The 16,781-nt window shown below is 71.0% G+C and carries 17 protein-coding genes and 1 tRNA gene; 12 read left to right on the top strand and 6 right to left on the bottom strand.

Annotated features, from left to right (window positions below):
• Positions 1-27 precede the first annotated feature (27 nt).
• Both AC3RJ8_RS09650 and AC3RJ8_RS09645 read left to right on the top strand, forming a co-directional pair.
• Positions 28-112: transfer RNA gene (locus AC3RJ8_RS09650), tRNA-Leu, on the top strand.
• A 337-nt stretch (positions 113-449) separates the two neighbouring features.
• On the top strand, positions 450-1,073 hold the full coding sequence (locus tag AC3RJ8_RS09645; protein ID WP_489712430.1) for a hypothetical protein: 624 nt from the start codon (positions 450-452) through the stop codon (positions 1,071-1,073).
• A 410-nt stretch (positions 1,074-1,483) separates the two neighbouring features.
• On the opposite strand, the gene AC3RJ8_RS09640 is transcribed toward AC3RJ8_RS09645, so the two are convergent.
• A complete protein-coding gene (locus AC3RJ8_RS09640) occupies positions 1,484-2,044 on the bottom strand; it encodes a small multidrug efflux protein (RefSeq protein WP_489712429.1) in 561 nt (186 codons plus the stop codon).
• A 219-nt stretch (positions 2,045-2,263) separates the two neighbouring features.
• Here AC3RJ8_RS09640 and AC3RJ8_RS09635 point away from each other — a divergent pair, with 219 nt between their 5' ends.
• On the top strand, positions 2,264-2,608 hold the full coding sequence (locus AC3RJ8_RS09635) for a DUF1330 domain-containing protein (RefSeq protein ID WP_489712428.1): 345 nt from the start codon (positions 2,264-2,266) through the stop codon (positions 2,606-2,608).
• Positions 2,601-3,662 carry a zinc-dependent alcohol dehydrogenase family protein gene (locus AC3RJ8_RS09630; RefSeq protein ID WP_489712427.1) on the top strand — a complete coding sequence of 354 codons (1,062 nt, stop codon included), beginning with the start codon at positions 2,601-2,603 and terminating at the stop codon, positions 3,660-3,662. Before AC3RJ8_RS09635 ends, AC3RJ8_RS09630 begins: the two co-directional genes overlap by 8 nt.
• Positions 3,663-3,722: 60 nt before the next feature.
• Here the strand turns inward: AC3RJ8_RS09630 and AC3RJ8_RS09625 are convergent, their stop codons facing one another.
• A complete protein-coding gene (locus AC3RJ8_RS09625; RefSeq protein ID WP_489712426.1) occupies positions 3,723-4,352 on the bottom strand; it encodes a hypothetical protein in 630 nt (209 codons plus the stop codon).
• A gap of 287 nt (positions 4,353-4,639) precedes the next feature.
• Between AC3RJ8_RS09625 and AC3RJ8_RS09620 the strand changes: the two genes are divergently transcribed.
• Positions 4,640-7,390: an ATP-binding protein gene (locus tag AC3RJ8_RS09620; RefSeq protein WP_489712425.1), complete on the top strand. Its 2,751-nt coding sequence runs from the start codon at positions 4,640-4,642 to the stop codon at positions 7,388-7,390.
• 73 nt (positions 7,391-7,463) lie between these two features.
• Here the strand turns inward: AC3RJ8_RS09620 and AC3RJ8_RS09615 are convergent, their stop codons facing one another.
• Positions 7,464-8,177 (bottom strand): MerR family transcriptional regulator, encoded by a 714-nt coding sequence (locus tag AC3RJ8_RS09615; RefSeq protein WP_489712424.1) that lies wholly within the window; start codon positions 8,175-8,177, stop codon positions 7,464-7,466.
• 174 nt (positions 8,178-8,351) lie between these two features.
• Positions 8,352-8,957, bottom strand: a complete 606-nt coding sequence (locus AC3RJ8_RS09610; protein ID WP_489712423.1) for a TetR/AcrR family transcriptional regulator — start codon at positions 8,955-8,957, stop codon at positions 8,352-8,354.
• Between the two features lie 121 nt (positions 8,958-9,078).
• Here AC3RJ8_RS09610 and AC3RJ8_RS09605 point away from each other — a divergent pair, with 121 nt between their 5' ends.
• Positions 9,079-10,023 carry an alpha/beta hydrolase family protein gene (locus AC3RJ8_RS09605; RefSeq protein WP_489712422.1) on the top strand — a complete coding sequence of 315 codons (945 nt, stop codon included), beginning with the start codon at positions 9,079-9,081 and terminating at the stop codon, positions 10,021-10,023.
• A gap of 95 nt (positions 10,024-10,118) precedes the next feature.
• Here the strand turns inward: AC3RJ8_RS09605 and AC3RJ8_RS09600 are convergent, their stop codons facing one another.
• Positions 10,119-10,877 (bottom strand): SDR family oxidoreductase, encoded by a 759-nt coding sequence (locus AC3RJ8_RS09600; protein WP_489712421.1) that lies wholly within the window; start codon positions 10,875-10,877, stop codon positions 10,119-10,121.
• 201 nt (positions 10,878-11,078) lie between these two features.
• Entirely contained in the window at positions 11,079-11,558 is a 480-nt protein-coding gene (locus AC3RJ8_RS09595) for a MarR family winged helix-turn-helix transcriptional regulator (RefSeq protein ID WP_489712420.1), read from the bottom strand.
• Between the two features lie 73 nt (positions 11,559-11,631).
• Between AC3RJ8_RS09595 and AC3RJ8_RS09590 the strand changes: the two genes are divergently transcribed.
• The 6 genes from AC3RJ8_RS09590 to AC3RJ8_RS09565 all read left to right on the top strand — a co-directional run bounded on the left by AC3RJ8_RS09590 (position 11,632) and on the right by AC3RJ8_RS09565 (position 16,694).
• Complete coding sequence (locus AC3RJ8_RS09590) at positions 11,632-12,702, top strand: LLM class flavin-dependent oxidoreductase (RefSeq protein ID WP_489712419.1); 1,071 nt, start codon at positions 11,632-11,634, stop codon at positions 12,700-12,702.
• Positions 12,699-13,016, top strand: coding sequence for an NAD(P)-binding domain-containing protein (locus AC3RJ8_RS09585; protein ID WP_489712418.1), 318 nt, complete (start codon positions 12,699-12,701; stop codon positions 13,014-13,016). Before AC3RJ8_RS09590 ends, AC3RJ8_RS09585 begins: the two co-directional genes overlap by 4 nt.
• A gap of 3 nt (positions 13,017-13,019) precedes the next feature.
• Complete coding sequence (locus AC3RJ8_RS09580; RefSeq protein WP_489712417.1) at positions 13,020-13,391, top strand: NADPH-dependent F420 reductase; 372 nt, start codon at positions 13,020-13,022, stop codon at positions 13,389-13,391.
• A 118-nt stretch (positions 13,392-13,509) separates the two neighbouring features.
• Positions 13,510-13,902 carry a GNAT family N-acetyltransferase gene (locus AC3RJ8_RS09575; protein WP_489712416.1) on the top strand — a complete coding sequence of 131 codons (393 nt, stop codon included), beginning with the start codon at positions 13,510-13,512 and terminating at the stop codon, positions 13,900-13,902.
• An 87-nt stretch (positions 13,903-13,989) separates the two neighbouring features.
• Entirely contained in the window at positions 13,990-15,318 is a 1,329-nt protein-coding gene (locus AC3RJ8_RS09570) for a glutaminase (protein WP_489712415.1), read from the top strand.
• On the top strand, positions 15,315-16,694 hold the full coding sequence (locus AC3RJ8_RS09565) for a DUF2252 domain-containing protein (RefSeq protein WP_489712414.1): 1,380 nt from the start codon (positions 15,315-15,317) through the stop codon (positions 16,692-16,694). The genes AC3RJ8_RS09570 and AC3RJ8_RS09565 overlap by 4 nt, the downstream gene beginning before the upstream one ends.
• Positions 16,695-16,781: the final 87 nt, after the last annotated feature.

Raw genomic sequence — 16,781 nt, 5'->3', positions numbered from 1 at the left:
AGCCGGACGGCTCGTGGCGGTCCACCTGTCCGGGTGGCGGAATGGCAGACGCGCTAGCTTGAGGTGCTAGTGCCCTTTATCGGGCGTGGGGGTTCAAGTCCCCCTCCGGACACTCGTTGAGACAGCGACGACGAAGGCCTCCCGGGTCCACAACCGGGAGGCCTTCTGTCGTTCCCGGAGTGGCTTCGTGGTTCGGTCGAGCATCGTCAGCGCTTCGCCCTGAGGATCGCAGATCCCTACGGTCGCCCCTCGACCTACGTCACGCCGGGCTTGGCTTCGCCGTCGACGTCAACGGCGTGCATCGAGACCTCCCAGGGTCTGCACCACCGAGGCGTTTTCGCTGCCGCTGGACAAGGTGGGAGAGTCTCCCCGTGGATACTCGGAAGGTCATCGCGACCGCTCGGCACTGGGCCATCAGCTACTCGCAGGTCGATGCGCGCCGCACCGAGGTGCGCCTCGACGCCGAGCATGCACTCGACGGGCTGAAGGGGAACCTCGTTGCCGTGAACCTCGGGGGTGAGATCGGGTGGCGCGTGCTCCCCCTCGGCGCGAACGACGTCTCGGCGCTGCGAGCCGTGTCCCGTGCCGTGACGCTCGCGCCGATCGAGGCAGAAGACAAAGAGACAGTGCGGCAGCTCGCCGACGAGGTGCCCGAAGCGCTTGCCGAGGCGGAGGCGGTGTCCGGCGCGCGCCGGCTGTTGGCGACACCAGCGGTGCGGCGGGCTGGTGCAGAGGCCGTGGAGTTTCTCACCGAGTACGTCACCTGGGGGCTGGAGTCCGGGCTGCCCGGGGTTCTGCGTCGCCTGGAGCCTGGCTCCGAGCCGGAGGACATCACGGTCACCGACGCGCTGTCCCCGCAGGTGGGACTGGGTTCGATCTGGCGCGGCCTGGGCGCCGCCGAGCTGATCGATGCGAGCGCGCTTCCTGCTGCGAGCGGCATGTCGGTGTCGGCCGCCGACGCGGACCTCACCCAGTTGCGTCCCGTGCTCGCCACCGGTACCGCGACCCATCTCGTCGTCTTCAGCACGGCGCCGCACCGCGCGGCTGATCTGATGACCGCCCTGCAGACCTGACGAGGGGGCAGACCTTCCTGCTCAAGGTCTGTGACTGCGGTGCCACCTGCGAACGGGCTAGTGCATGATGCGTTGCCGTCCCAGTGCAGACGATCAGATCGTCGCCTTCGTCAGGCCGTCGGCGCTGGGAAGCGGAAGTGGCAGCTTCCCGGGGCATGCAGGATCGGCCCGGCGGAAGGAAGACCGCGTTCGTCCACCCGTGAGCAGCAGCGCGAGGGAGCGGCTCAGGTGGCGGTCCAGATGCGGTCGATCGGCATGGGCTGGACGCGGCCTTGACCTCGAGGCCGACGACACCGCCGTCGTCGGCCTCGAGGACGAGGTCGACCCCCTGGGTCAGGGTCGTCACCCGCAGCTCGTGCTTCCCCGGGGGCCGGATACGGCTGCGACGAGAGCGGCAGAGATCCTGGCGCCTACACGCCGACCACGAACGTCAGGGCGGCCCAGGCGGAGACCGTCGCCAGAGCGGTCCAGAGGACGATCGCGACAGCCTGCCACAGCAGCACCCAGCCGCGCGGGGTCCCTCCGGAGACGAGCAACGCCGACGTGATCTGCGTCGGGATCGCGAGCGGTCCGAGGATGCTCGCCCCCGGCACGCCGAAGCGCACGAGCCACTTCTTGAAGCGCTGGCGTCCCTTCGACTCCGGCCTGGCCGAGATCTCCTCGACCGCCACCGCGGTGCCCCTTCCCGCGACGACGGCGGCGGCGTTCGCCCGCGACCGGCTCCGGATCACGGCGACGCGCGCCCGCGAGGTGAGAAGCACCACGACCAGCACGCACAGGAAGTTGCCGGCGGCAGCGGCGAGGCCCGCGACGACCGGGTGGAGACCGCCCACCACGCCGATCAGCGCCGCGACCTCGCCCTCGATGAACGGGACCGTGGCGGCGAGCATCACGACGAACGGCTGGACGGGCTCGGGAACTTGCGACACGAGCTCTTGGAAGCTGCGAACGAGTTCCTCGACGGGATTCATGAGTCTCTCCGATCTGGCCAGGTGTCCGGCCCCGCTCAAGCAGACGACGTGTTGCCACCACAGGGTCAAGGCGTGCGTCGCCGGCCGCGCGGGCTGGAGGCTCCACGGAAGCCGGTGCACACCACGTCGGGAGTTGTCGGTGTACTTCACCGATGCGAAGGCATCGCGTCGAGCCGCATGCTCGGGGCAAGGCCCAGGCAAGACGAGAGGACCGAACGCATGAGCGCCTACATCGTGTTCCAGCGAGAGGCCACGAACGATCAGCAGGCCCTCGACCGCTACGCGGAGCTCGCCGACGGCACGTTCGCCGGCCACGACGTGCGGGTCCTGGTCGACTACGGCACGCACGAGGTGCTGGAGGGACCTCCCGTCGAGGGCGTCGTCGTGCTGCAGTTCCCGGACGCGGCGGCGGCGCGGGACTGGTACTGCGGCGAGCAGTATCAGGACGTCGTGGTGCACCGCTTCCAGGGGGCGAGCTACCGGGCCGTGCTCGTCGACGGTGCGGACAGGGAAGGGCGAGAGCGTCACAGGCCCGGACCACGAGAGGAACACCGAGATGTCTGATCAGATGAAGGCCGTCGTCCTCACCCGTTTCGGAGGGGCGGGCGCTCTCGAGCTGCGCGACGCCTCCGTGCCGGACGTCGAACCACGTCAGGTGCGGGTGCGCGTCCACGCGACCGCCGTCAACCCGCTGGACTTTCAGATCCGTCGCGGAGACTACGCGGAACACGTACCGCTCCCGGCGATCATCGGGCATGACGTCTCCGGCGTGATCGAGGAGGTCGGTTCCCACGTGACGGAGTTCGACATCGGCGACGAGGTCTACTACACGCCCCGGATCTTCGGTGGCCCCGGCTCCTACGCCGAGCAGCACGTCGTCGACGTCGACCTCGTCGGTCGCAAGCCGGCGAACATCAGTCACCTGGAGGCGGCGAGCCTGACTCTCGTCGGTGGAACGGTCTGGGAGGCGCTGGTGACGCGAGCTCGGCTCACCGTGGGGGAGACGATCCTGATCCATGGCGGCACGGGCGGCGTCGGTACGATCGCGATCCAGGTCGCGAAGGCGATGGGCGCACGCGTGCTCACCACCGCGAAGGCCGGCGACCACGACTTCGTGCGCTCCCTCGGAGCCGACGCGACCATCGACTACACCTCGACGGACTACGTCGAGGCCGTGGCCGAGATGACGGGAGGCAAGGGGGTCGACGTCGTCTTCGACACGATCGGTGGTGACACGCTCACACGGAGCCCGCTGACGCTCGCCGACTCTGCACGCGTCGTCAGCATCGTCGACCTCGCGCAGCCGCAGAACCTCATCGAGGCGTGGGGCGTCAACGCCGCCTACCACTTCGTCTTCACCCGACAGAACCGTGGAAAGTTGGACGCGCTCACGACGTTGGTCGAGCGCGGTCTCGTGAAGCCGGTCGTCGGCGCTACCCTCCCGCTCGCCCGGACGGGTGAGGCTCACGAGCTCCTGGAGAACAGGCAGTCGTACGTGCTCCGGGGCAAGGTCGCCATCGATGTCGTGGGCGACACCGTCGCGCTTCCACCGCGCAGCTCGTCGACGAACGTCTCGGGTCCTCGAGCGATCGATACGGTCGTCAGCCACCAGGGGTGACTGATGCGTGATCAAGCATCCGGTCGTGCTTCGGGTCGGGAGGGCGGCCTCTTCAGCCCGTCATAGCCGGCGCCTCCGACGGGTCGCCGAGCCCCACGACGGCGCCGCGGGCTCCGGAGCGGGCGCCGACAGCCTCGCCGCGTCGAAGACCGACATGATGACCATCGCCGTGCTGGTGAAGCCGATGGCGAGGGCGAGGAGCATCGAGGGAATGAAGTCGCTCGGCGACGGGATCCAACCGCCGAGGACCCACGGCAGGACAGCCAGAGCCACGACCGCGAGCGAGGTGCAGATCTCGTTCGCAGCCAGCGCAGGGGACTTCCTCGTCGCGCCCTTCTTCACGATCCGACGGGTCGTGTCGACGGTGGCGACCACGAGGGCCGCGACGAAGACGAGGAACGCGACAGCCCCCCAGACGGGCTTCGCGCCGGCCAGGGCGAGGGCGACGAAGAGGGGCAGGCTGTAGGCGATGAGCACCCACCGGGCGCCGGCCCGCATGTACTGGTCCGGCGCGCTGCCCGCGGCGCCGCGGGATCGGTGCAGTGCCGAGTCGAGGTAGAAGAACACGGCCACGATGAAGGTGCCGACGAGGGTCGCTGCGATCCCCGCGAGGCCGAGCAGAAACTCGTCGGTCACCTCCCCGGAGGCGACGGTGAGACGTTCGGCGTCGAGGACTCGAGAAGCGGGCATCCGGCCATTCCTTTCGTGTCCACAGCCGTCGGTCGCTCAGCGGTGCGGCCGACCCTTGGTCCGAGGAGCTCCGGTCCACGGGGCCGAGGATCTCCGGCAGACTGATCCCCCCCGGGTTCTGCGGGTGTCATCAGGATCGCTCAGGACGTGCTGTTCTCGCGTCGGTGGAAGACCCGGTGCCCTCGCCGCTCGTGCCCGTCCCGCCCCTGCAGGCACCGTGGCGGCCGCGGTTCGCATCGGTCATAATCACCTAGTCCGTCGCCTGCCCGCGGAAGGGGGCGAACCTGGTGGACCTTCTGGGCCGGCGCGCCGAGCGCGAGGCCGTCGAACACGTGCTCGCCGAGGTGCGAGCCGGGCGGAGCAGGGCGTTGGTGGTGCGTGGCGAGGCAGGCATCGGGAAGACCGCGGTGCTGGAGCACACCCGGCACACCGCAGCATCGGCAGGTTTCCAGGTCGAGCTCCTGGTCGGCGTGGAGTCCGAGACGCAGTTCGCCTTCGCCGGCGTGCACCAGTTGTGTGCACCGCTGTGGGATCGTGTGGGGGCCCTGCCGGACCCGCAGCAGGTCGCTCTGGGGGTAGCGCTCGGGCTGCACGGGGGTGCGACGCCGGACAAGTTCTTGGTCGGGTTGGCGACCCTCAACCTGCTGGCCGAGGTGGCCGAGGCCAGGCCGTTGGTTGCTCTTGTCGACGACGCGCAGTGGCTGGACCAGGCGTCCGCGCAGGTTCTGGCGTTCGTGGCTCGGCGCCTCGCGGCCGAACGCGTCGCGCTGGTCTTCGCGGTTCGCGACCACACCAAGACCGCGGCCCAGGCGTTCGCCGGGCTGCCTGAGATCCGTCTCGATGGGCTCGGTGAGACCGACGCGCAAGTCCTGCTCGCCGCAGCGGTGCACACTCCGCTCGACGACAGGGTGCGCGACCGGATCCTCGCGGAGGCGCGCGGCAACCCGTTGGCGCTGCTGGAGCTGCCTCGCAGCGCGCCTCTGGCGCAGCTGGCCGGCGGATTCGGGCTGCCGGACGCGATGAGCGTCCCCCGTCGCGTCGAGGAGGGCTTTCGGCAACGCTCGCGAGACCTGCCGACGCAGACACAGCGTCTGCTGCTGGTGGCCGCGGCCGAGCCGACCGGCGACGCCGTGACGCTGTGGCGCGCGGCCGACGAGCTGGGGATCCCCGCTGAGGCGGCCGCGCCCGCGGAAGAGGTCGGCCTGCTGGATGTTGATACCCGAGTGCGGTTCCGCCACCCGTTGGTGCGCTCGGCCGTCTACCGAACGGCCACACCCTCGGAGCGTCGCCGTGCCCACGCCGCACTGGCCGCCGCCACCGACCCGCAGCGCGACCCGGACCGGTGCGCGTGGCACCGCGCGCAGGCGGTGCTGGGCACCGACGAGGACGTCGCGGCTGAGCTGGAGCGCACAGCCGATCGAGCTCGTGCCCGCGGGGGTATGGCCGCCGCAGCGTCGTTCCTGCAACACGCCTTCGAGCTGACCCCGTCGTCAGCGCGCCGTACGACGCGCGCGCTGAAGGCCGCCGACACCCTGCACGAGGCGGGAGCGTCCAAGGACGCTCGGGAGTTGCTGACGCTGGTCGACGCCGGACCGCTGGACGCGTTGCAGCGAGCCCGCCTCGCCTTGCTGCGCGCGCGGATCGAGTTCCACCTGACACGACACGGCGACGCGGCTCGGATGCTGCTGGACGCGGCAAGAATGCTCACACCCCATGACGTGGCGCTGGCCCGTGAGACCTATCTCCACGCTCTCGATGCCGCGATCATCACGGGCGGGGGTCCTGGTCACGGCGTGCGTGAGGTGGCAGACGCAGCGCGCGCGGCACCGCCCGCACCTGAGCCGCCGGGGCCGTCCGACCTCCTGCTCGACGGGATGGTGACGACCTTCACCCGGGGCTACGCGGCGGGTGTGCCCGAACTCCGCCGCGCACTGGAGGCGTTCCGCGCCGACGGGCCCTGCGCCGGCAGCGTGCCCGGTGACGACGATCGCCGCTGGTTGTCGCACGCCAGCCGTACCGCGAGCGTGCTCTTCGACGACGAGAGCCTCCATGCGTTGGCCACGCGCCACGTCCGACTCGCTCGCGATGCCGGTGAGCTCGTGACCCTCCCCGCCGCGCTCCTGTTCCAGTCCATCGCGATGACGCTGAGCGGGGAGCTCGATCGCGCCGGTGAGCTGGCTGCCGAGCAGTCGGCGATCGCCGCCGCGACCGGCGCCGTCCCCCTGCCCCACGCGCAGCTCGTCCTGGCTGCCTGGCGCGGCCGTCTCGACGAGACCGTGGAGATCCACACGACCGTCGCCCGGGCCGCTGCCGACGGTGAGCGCGGTACCGAGGTGTCCCTCGCGCAGTACGCGTTGGCGGTGCTGCACAACGGACTGGGCAACTATGCCGCCGCGCAGGAGGCTGCGGAGCGAGCGCGCAGGTCCGACGCGCTGAACCCCAGCAATCTGGCCTTGCCGGAGCTCGTCGAGGCGGCGTGCCGTGCGGGCCATCCGGAGGCGGCGCTGGGGGCACTGGACGAGCTCGACTCGAGAGCCCGAGCCTGTGGCACTCCGTGGGCGCTGGGACTCGCCTCCCGTTCACGAGGGTTGGTCACATCGGGTCGCGCCGCCGAGGAGCACTATCGCGAGAGCATCGGACAGCTCGGCGACAGCACGATGACGGCCCATCTCGCCCGCACGCACCTCGTCTACGGCGAGTGGCTGCGCCGCGCGGGCCGCCGCCTGGACGCCCGCGAAGAGCTTCGTACCGCCCACGAGCTGCTGTCCGACATGGGTGCGGAAGCTTTCGCGCAGCGCGCCGCCCGCGAGCTCCTCGCCACCGGCGAGCATCCACGCAAGCGCCACGCCCGGCCCACCGACGCCCTCACCGCGCAAGAGCTGCACGTCGCGCGTCTTGTCGCCACGGGCGCGACCTCCCGAGAAGCCGGCGCGCAGCTGTTCCTCAGCCCCCGCACGATCGAAGCCCACCTTCGCAACATCTTCCGCAAGCTCGGCATCACCTCGCGCCGACAGCTCAAGGACGTTCTGATTCCCTGAGCGGGACGACCCGTCCACGGACGCGGTGGCGGAGGGGCTCCGGTGCAGGTGAACGCGCTCGGTGCGGCCATTCCTAGCTCGCCCTCCGTCGATCCGCCGCGGCCGGCTGCTCGTGCACGACGGCCGCAGCGCGGCTGAGCACGTCGCGCTGCGCCGGGTTGTAGAGCTCGGCCAGCGCCTGCACCAGTGCCTGCTTGGCAGCGGCATGGAGCCAAGGCCACGTGGCGGAGCGCCAGTTCGCGCCGCTGCGCGCGACCTCCACCGCCAGACGCTCTCGGGTCGCGTCGCTCGCGTCGGGGGACAGCGCGGCGAGCTGCGCGCTGATCGCGGGAGGCTCCGCCGTCACCATCCTGCGCAGGTGCGCCACCGCATCGTGGTCGTAGAGCTGCGCGCAGATGTGGATCAGAGCGCGGTCGGTCTCGGACAGCCGTGACGCGAGAGACTCGAACCCGTGGGGTGTGTCGCCCGGTGCGCCGGCGTGCAGGATGGCCGCGATGTCGGCTCGCGCTCGCCGGGACCGTTCGATCCCCTCCTGCAGCGCGGCGTCGAGGCCCCGCAGTGCGTCCGTCAGGCCGTTCCCGCCCAGGGCACCGATCTGCGCGAGCGGAACGCCGAGCTCGGCGAGACGCCGGAGCCGCAGCAGTCGGACCAGATGGGGTACTCGGTACTGCTTGTACCCGTTGTACCTGCGTGAGGGCTCATCGAGAAGCCCGAGCGCGTGGTAGTGCCGAACGGTGTTGACCGTCGTGCCTGCGAGGTCTGCGAGTTCACGTGTGCTCCACGTCATGTGATCACGTTCGCCGCACCGGCCACGCCCTCGCATCGGTGGAACTCACTGGTTCTTCCTCCGACCATGGCGGGCGACACCTACTTCAGGCCTCCGTCGTGTCGGTGGAACCTTCCTGATCCGGTCGATGTGCCGATGCGGACGGTTCCGACTCGGCATGAACGGTGCCGGTCGTCAGGGGAGCTCCGGTGGTGGCGCAAGCACGCCCGTGACGAGGAGCTGTACCACCACCTCGGCCTCGTACCGGTCGTCGGCCGCCGCACCGATGCAGAGGTTTCCGATGCCCTTGAGGACGTTGTACGCGTCCACCTGCGTCGCCGAGCCCAGGGGCTCGAGCGCAGCGTCGAGGAGCGACGCGCACACGGGGACCAGGCGGTCGACGAAGTAGGTGTGCAGAGCGTCGGATCCCGCGCTGTCCCCCTGCAGCGCGTCGGCGAGCCCGTGCTTGGTGACCAGGAGCTCCACGAACAGTGTCACCCATGCCCGGAGGGCCTTCTCGGGCGCCGCTGCCTCCGCGAGCAGCCGTGGGCCGGCGTCTGCGCACGCTTCGATCTGGTGCCGGAACACGGAGACAACGAGGTCCGCCCGGGTGGGGAAGTGGCGGTAGATCGTGCCGATGCCGACCCCGGCCTGCGCCGCGATCTCCCGAACGGGTGCGTCGACCCCGGAGGCGACGAACACGGTAGCCGCCGCGTCGAGGAGCGCTTCCTCGCTCCGGCGCGGACGGCCCACCTGCCGGGACCGCGGACCGCGTGGATGCTCGCTCTGGGTCGTGGCCAACTTTCCTCCTCGTTCGCGCGGCGAAGCGCTGGTTGCGTTTCGGAGCGACGTTCCGTAACGTTACGGATCAACGCTCCGTAATCAGTATCCCAGAGTCGGGGCCATCCGGAAGGAAGTACTCATGAACTCGTCGCTCGCTGACTCGCTCGAAGCCGTCGTCGGCCCGGGCGCCCCTGTGGTCTCCGTCGCTCCCGTCGCGCTCCTCGCTCCGGGTCGGCCGGTCCCGCTCGAGGTGAGTGTGTCCGCACCGGCGAGCGGCACGGACCTTCCCGTGGTGCTGTTCTCTCACGGCAACGGGTGGAACCTGGACGGGTACGCGCCGCTGACAGCCTTCTGGGCCTCCCGCGGGTTCGTCGTGATCCAGCCCACGCACCTGGACTCGCGCCGGAACGGGTTCGGCTTCGACCACCCGGTGTTTCCCCGCATCTGGACCGAGCGGATCGCGGATCTCACGCGCATCCTCGACCAGATCGACACCGTCGTGTCCGCCGTTCCCGGCCTTGCCGGCCGCGTCGACACCAGCCGCGTCGGTGTCACCGGTCACTCGTGGGGCGCCCAGACGGCGCAGTCGCTCCTGGGTGCGCGGATCTTCGACGAGGGGGGTCGCGTCGGTCGCGACATGTCGGACTCCCGAGTCACTGCGGGGATCCTGTTCGCCGCGACCGGTGTCGCCGGTGATCACCTCGCCCCGTTCGCGCAGGAGAACTTCCCGTTCATGCGGCCCTCGTTCGCTGAGCTGACGACGCCGACGCTCGTCGTCGCCGGCGACCGCGACCAGTCCAAGATGTCCAGCCGCGGACCCGACTGGTTCACCGACCCGTACACGCACAGCCCGGGCGCCACCGACCTCCTCACTCTCTACGGTGCCGAGCACTCTCTGGGTGGGATCGTCGGGTACGAGGTCGCCGAGACCACTGACGAGGACCCGGGTCGGGTCGCGGTCGTTCAGCGGATGAGCACTGCCTACCTTCGGACGGCTCTGCGCGGCGAGGGCGACCACTGGGCCGCTGCTCGCGACGTGCTGAGTGGCAGCACTGACCCGATCGGCCGCATCGACAGCAAGTGAGGTCGATCGAGCTGCGTGTCTCGTGGCCACCGAGGCGTGCTCCGCTCGGACGGTGTCGGCGGGTGGTCTCGTCCTTGTCGCCGTTCCGCGAGGGTCTAGAGCCCGCGCTCTTCGCTGACCGAGTTGGCTCCGTCGACGGTGATCAGCTGGCCGCTGATGTAGGACGCGCCGTCCGCGGCGAGGAAGGCGATCGCGTGGGCGACCTCTTCGGACGTGCCGGAGCGCCCGACGGGGGTCGCCGCGCCCATGACGCGCTCGTGGTCGGATGCGGACGCTGTGTCGATCCAACCCGGCGCGACGGCGTTCACCACGACACCGCTCGACGCCGTCTCGATCGCCACCGCTCGAGTGAGCCCGACGATTCCCGCTTTCGCCGCGTGGTAGGCGACGTCGCCCGGATAGGCGGCGACCGGGCCCGACACGGACGAGACGTTGACGATCCGGCCGTAGCCGGCGGACTGCATCCCGCCGACCACGGCACGGATCATCAAGAACGTCGTGGTCAGGTTGCGCTCCAGCGACGCGTGCCAGCGAGCGACCGCGGCGGCCGGGTCCCGATCGGACACCGACGTCATGCCGGCATTGTTGACGAGCACGTCGACGCTGCCGTAGGCGGTCTCCGCACGGGTGACGACGGCGTCGACACCGCTCTGCTCCCTGAGGTCAGCGACGACTCCCTCCACCTCGCCGCCCGAGGCTCGCAGCTCGTCCACGCGGTCGAAGATGCGGTCCGTCGTCGACGTGACGACCACACGCATTCCTGCGGCGCTGAGAAGACGGGCCGCGGCGAAGCCGATGCCGTGCTCGCTCCCGGCGCCGGTGATGATGGCAACATGCTGACGGGGCAATGCCATGGTGGGACCTCGTTCCTGTCGTCGATCGGGACGAGCCGACTCCGGTGGTCCGCCCGACGGGACGCGTCGTGCTCCTGACGGGCGATCGTCCAATCTCTCGACGTGGTGGGTGATCCACCCAGCACAAACCCTGTGGTGAGGACCATGTCAAGGGCTGCGACGACCAGGCTCTCTGGGACGGACCTCTGAGAGGCGGGAGGCTCAGGGCCCGTCGTCGAGCCGGAGGTGGCGGCGCGTCGCTGCCGCGGCGTCGCGCAGCTGGTCGAGCTGCTCGGGGGTGAGCGCGTCGACGAAGACCTCCTTGATCGCGCGAAGGTGCGGCAGGGTGCTGGCGTGGAAGGCGCGGTCGCCGGAGTCGGTGAGCACGACGCGCGAGCCCCGGGCGTCCTCCGCGCACGGTTCGCGACGCACCAGGCCTCGTCGCTCCATGCGCCCGAGGTGACCGGACAGGCGGCTGCGTTCCCACTCGATGTGCGCGGCGAGCTCGGAGGATCGCATCGCCCGGCCGTCCGCCTCGCTCAGTGCGAGGAGCACCCGGTAGTCCCCGCCGGAGAGTCCCGAGTCCTCGTGCAGCCGGGCCTCGACACGGGCGCGGACGACCTCGGACGTCTCGATGTACGCCCGCCAGGCCGCGAGCTCCTCGTGCGTGGGGACGGGGCGGCGACGCCCTGGATTATTCATGGACCCTCCTCGGTTATTGACATGTGAATCATATGCGCTGCGGCGCGACCTCACCGAGAAGGAGTGGCAGACCATGGACGTCTCGCAGATCGAGTTCGGCATCGACAGCTTCGGCGACCGGCCGCGGGACGACCGGGGCGAGATCGTCTCCCACGCCCAGGCGATCCGTGCGGCGGTGACAGAGGCGGTGCTCGCCGACCAGGTCGGCATCGACGTGATCGCCCTGGGCGAGCATCACCGGCCGGAGTACGCGATCTCCAGCCCGGAGACCGTGCTGGCCGGTATCGCGACCGCCACCCAGCGCATCCGGCTGGCCTCCGGGGTCACGGTGCTGTCCTCGGACGACCCGGTGCGCGTCTTCCAGCGGTTCGCCACCGTGGACGCGCTGTCCCACGGTCGCGCCGAGGTGATCCTCGGCCGGGGCTCGTTCACCGAGTCCTTTCCGCTGTTCGGCTACGACCTGAAGGACTACGACGTCTTGTTCGAGGAGAAGATCAACCTCTTCAACCGGCTCCTGGACGAGCAGCCGGTCACGTGGGAGGGCACCACCCGACCGGCCCTGCACGCGGCCGACGTCTTCCCGAAGACCGAGTCGGGCCGGCTCCAGACGTGGGTGGGCGTCGGCGGGACACCGCAGTCGGTGCTCCGCACCGCCACCTACGGTTTCCGGCTCATGCTCGCGATCATCGGCGGGGCGCCCGACCGGTTCGCGCCCTACGTCGACCTGTACCGGCGCGCCCACGAGCAGCTCGGCACCAGCCCGCAGCCGGTCGGGATGCACTCGCCCGGGTTCGTCGCCGAGACCGACGAGGAGGCCAAGCAGCTGTTCTATCCCGGGTATCGGGAGATCCGCGACCGGATCGGTGCGCTGCGCGGATGGCCGCCGCTGCGCAGTGCGGAGTTCGACGACGAGGTGGACGGCGGATCGCTGTACGTCGGGTCGGTCGAGACCGTCGCTGCCAAGATCGCCCACGCGGTCCGTGCGCTCGATGCGGGCCGGTTCGACATGATCTACTCCGCGGCCGGCACCGTGTCCGCCACCGCACGGCTGCGCTCGGTCGAGCTCTACGGCACCCAGGTGATCCCCCGGGTGCGCGAGCTCCTGGCCGAGGCCCCGAAGGCCGCGGCAGGAGCGGCACGATGAGCCCCGCCACCACGACGATCGGGATCCTGGGCGCCGGGAAGGTGGGAACCGTCCTGGCCCGGCTGGCCGTGGCCGCAGGCTTCCGGGTCCTGATCTCCGGCTCCGGCGACCCTGAGAAGATCGCTCTGACCACGGAGGTCCTCACCCCGGGTGCCCGGCCGGTCTGGTCCGCCGAGGCCGCAGCGGCCGCGGACGTCGTCGTGCTCGCCCTGCCGCTCAGCAAGTACCGCGACCTCCCGGCACGGGAGATGGAGGGCAAGCTGGTCGTCGACGCGATGAACCACTGGTGGGAGATCGACGGCCCTCGGGACTAGGTCGTGCCATCCGGACTCTCCTCCAGCGAGCTCGTCCAGCAGTTCCTGACGGGCGCGCGGGTGGTCAAGGCGTTCAACCACATGGGGTACCACGACCTGGAGGACGGGGCCCGACCCGCAGGGCCGGGGCGCAAGGCGATCGCCGTCGCCGGTGACGCGCCGGCGGACGTCACCGCGGCGTCGGAGGTGGTCGACGCCCTCGGGTTCGACGCGGTCGCGCTCGGCGACCTGGCCACGGGTGCTCGCCTCGAACCTGGCACCCCTGCCTTCGGGGCGAACGTCGACGTCGAGGACCTCCGTGCCCTCACCAGCAGCCCGGTGCTCGTCGCGCCGGCCGACGAGCCGCGGGACCGGGAGGCCGCGACGTCCGGTTGACCGTGTTCCCACCACACGGTGTCCACTGGGCGCGCGTCCGACGGTGACGCGCCGATGGTGCGGCACCAGGTCCGTGCCGGGCACACCGCGGGAAGCGCACGGAGGAGAGGGTCGTCGCATGACTGAGGCACTGACGGACAGGACGGGCACGAGGGTCGCGGTCGGGGTCGAGATCGCCGACCCCGTCAGCGCCTACACGATCACGGTCGACGACGGACCTGTCGCCGGCAGGGCGGAGTTCGTCGACCTTCCGGACGCGGACCGTGAGCGCATCGTCTTCCACACCGAGGTGGACCAGGACTTCGGCGGGCGCGGCCTGGCCAAGATCCTGCTGGAGGAGGCGCTCGCGGACAGCATCCGCCGCGGCCTCACGGTCGTGCCCGTGTGCCCCCTCTTCGCGCGCCACCTCACCCGGCACGGCGACGAGTTCGTCGCCGCGGGCGGTGCGTTCCGCGAGCCGACGCGCGCGGACCTGTCCGCGGTGACCGTCGCCGTCAGGCACCGGCCGTGAGCGGCCCCTCGCTGTGCACGGCGCCGTGCGGCGGCATAGCGTGACCTCGGACGTTGCGTGGGATCGCGCGGACGGGGAGGGGAGCACATGCGGTCGATGATCCCCGACTACCTGGTCGGGGCGCTGTCCGACGTCGTGGCGGACGACTCCGGTGCGACGGCGGCCTACATCCCCGAGCTCGCGGCGGCGGACCCCGATCGCCTCGGCGCGGCGTTCGCCACGATCGACGGCCAGGTCTACGGTGCCGGCGACGTCGAGGTGGAGTTCACCATCCAGTCGATCTCCAAGCCGTTCGCGTACGCGCTGGCGCTGTCCGACCGTGGGTTCGGGCCCGTCCTGGCCAAGGTCGGGGTCGAACCGTCCGGCGAGGCGTTCAACGAGATCTCCCTGGACGGGACCGGACGTCCGCTCAACCCGATGATCAACGCCGGCGCTATGACGGCGCACGCGCTCACCGGCCCGGAGGGCGCCGACCCCGCCCGTCGGGTGGAGCGCGTCATCGACGGCCTGTCGGCCTTCGCGGGCCGTCGGCTGCGGGTCGACGAGGCGACCTGCGCCTCGGAGATGGAGCATGCGCACCGGAACCTGGCGATCGCGCACATGCTGCGCAGCCACGAGATCCTCACGGAGGACCCTCGAGGCGTGGTGGACGGCTACCTCCGCCAGTGCTCGGTGCTCGTCACGGCACGAGACCTGGCCATGATGGCCGCCACGCTGGCCAACCGAGGCGTCAACCCGCTCTCGGGCCGGCGGGTGGTCGGCGAGCGGGTGGTCCGGCAGGTGCTGAGCGTCATGGCCACCTGCGGGATGTACGACGCCGCGGGGGACTGGGCCACGCAGGTCGGCATCCCCGCCAAGAGCGGCGTCGCCGGCGGGCTCATCGGTGCACTGCCGGGCCAGCTCGGCATCGCGACGTTCTCGCCCCGGCTGGACGCGCACGGCAACAGCGTCCGGGGCGTGTCGCTGTTCGAGCGGTTCACCACGGACATGGGGCTGCACCTGATGGAGGTGCCACCCGCCGCACGTGCGGTCGTGCGGTCGAACCGTGCCCGCGGCAGCGCGGGCGACGCGGTCCGGGTCCTGCGGCTGCAGGGCGGTATCCGCTTCGCCGGGGCGGAACGGTTCGTCCGCGAGGTCATCGACGACCCGCCGGCCGAACCGCGCGTCGTCGTCGACGTCTCCGAGGTCTACTCGATCGACGACGTGTGGCGCCGGATGCTCCTCGAGCTCGTGCGCCGGCTCACCCTGGACGGCCACGACGTCTACCTCGTCGACCCGGAGACGATCGTCCCTGACCCGGATCCGGGCGACGGCGGCCGGATCACGGTCGTGGACGACATCGACGAGGTCCCGGTCGTCCGGGGCGACGTCGGCGCGCGCGACGTCGCGCTCGCCGGTCGGGCGGACGACGCATGAGCGCCGAGGCGCAGCCCCGGGCGCGCTCCTCGGACCGTGTCAGCGCGACGGCGCAGGACGGCCGTGACGCACGCAAGCGGGCGCCGCGTCGGCGGGCGGCCGACTGGGACCCGCGCGTGCGGGACGCGCGGCCCCTCGACCGCCTGCGCGCCCAGGAGGCGGTCCGCGACGCGCAGCTCCTGCCACTGCGGTACGCACGGATGGCATCGTCCCCGTGGGCCTACCTGCGCGGCGCCGCCGCAGTGATGGCTGCCGACCTCGCGGCCGCGCCCAGCTCAGGGCTCGACGTCCAGATGTGCGGCGACGCGCACGTGCTGAACTTCGGCTTCTGGGCGTCGCCGGAGCGGCAGCTGCTGTTCGACGCGCGCGACTTCGACGAGACCCTCCCGGGCCCGTTCGAGTGGGACCTCAAGCGCCTGGTGACCAGCGTCCACGTCCTCGCGGGCTCGGAGCGGCTCGTCGCGGGGTGCGGCGAGAGCTCGGCCGCCGCAGCGGTGGAGGGATACCGCACGGCGATGCGGCGGTACGCCACCATGGGGGAGCTGGACGTCTGGTACGACCGGATCCCGCCGGACGTGCCGCTGAAGCGGCTGTCCTCGCAGCACGCCGAGGCCGCCGTGCGCCTCATCGAGAAGCAGTCCAGGAAGCGGACCCATCACGGTGCGGCCAAGCAGCTCGCGACCGAGGAGGGCGGGCGGCGCCGGATCATCCGGGACCCGATGAAGCGGGTGGACGACGGCCTGAGCCGGGAGCAACAGGTCGCCGCCTACGAGCAGCTCTACGACACGTACCTCGCCTCCATCCCGCCCCACCTGCGCCGCCTCGTCAGCCGCTTCACCCGGGTCGACTCCGTCCGCCAGGTCGTCGGCGTGGGGAGCGTGGGGATGCGCGTCTGGCTGCACCTGCTGGAGGGAGACAGCGGGCAGCAGCCGTTGTTCTCCCAGGTGAAGCAGGCCACGGCGTCGGTCTACGAGGAGTTCCTCGGTCCGAGCGAGTTCGCGAACCACGGCGAACGCGTGGTGGTCGGCCAACGTCTCATGCAGACCGCCAGCGACATCTTCCTCGGCCACCTGCACGTCGACGGCTTCGACTACTACGTGCGGCAGTTCCGCGACATGAAGATCATCCCGCGCGGGGACCAGATCGCGGGATACCTGCCGCAGTTCGCCTTCGCTTGCGGGCACGCCCTGGCCAAGTCCCACGCCCGCAGCGGTGACCCGGCCGCCATCGCCGCCTACATGGGCCGAGGTGCCGCCTTCGCCGACGGAATCCTCGGGTTCGGGCGAGCCTATGCGGAGCAGACGCACGCCGACCACGCCGAGCTGGTGGCCGCCGTCGGGAGCGGAGAGGTGCACGCCGCCGAGCGAGCCTGGTGAGCGGACCGCCCGGTCACCTCCAGGCGTTGACCGTGTTCTCACCACACAGCGTCTACTGGGAGCAGCGGCCGTCCCTCTGCCGGCCGG

The sequence above is a fragment of the Isoptericola sp. MSGPD8_1_ISO-PGPR-S23-394 genome (assembly GCF_058072785.1).
This window is presented reverse-complemented; position numbering and strand designations above follow the sequence as displayed.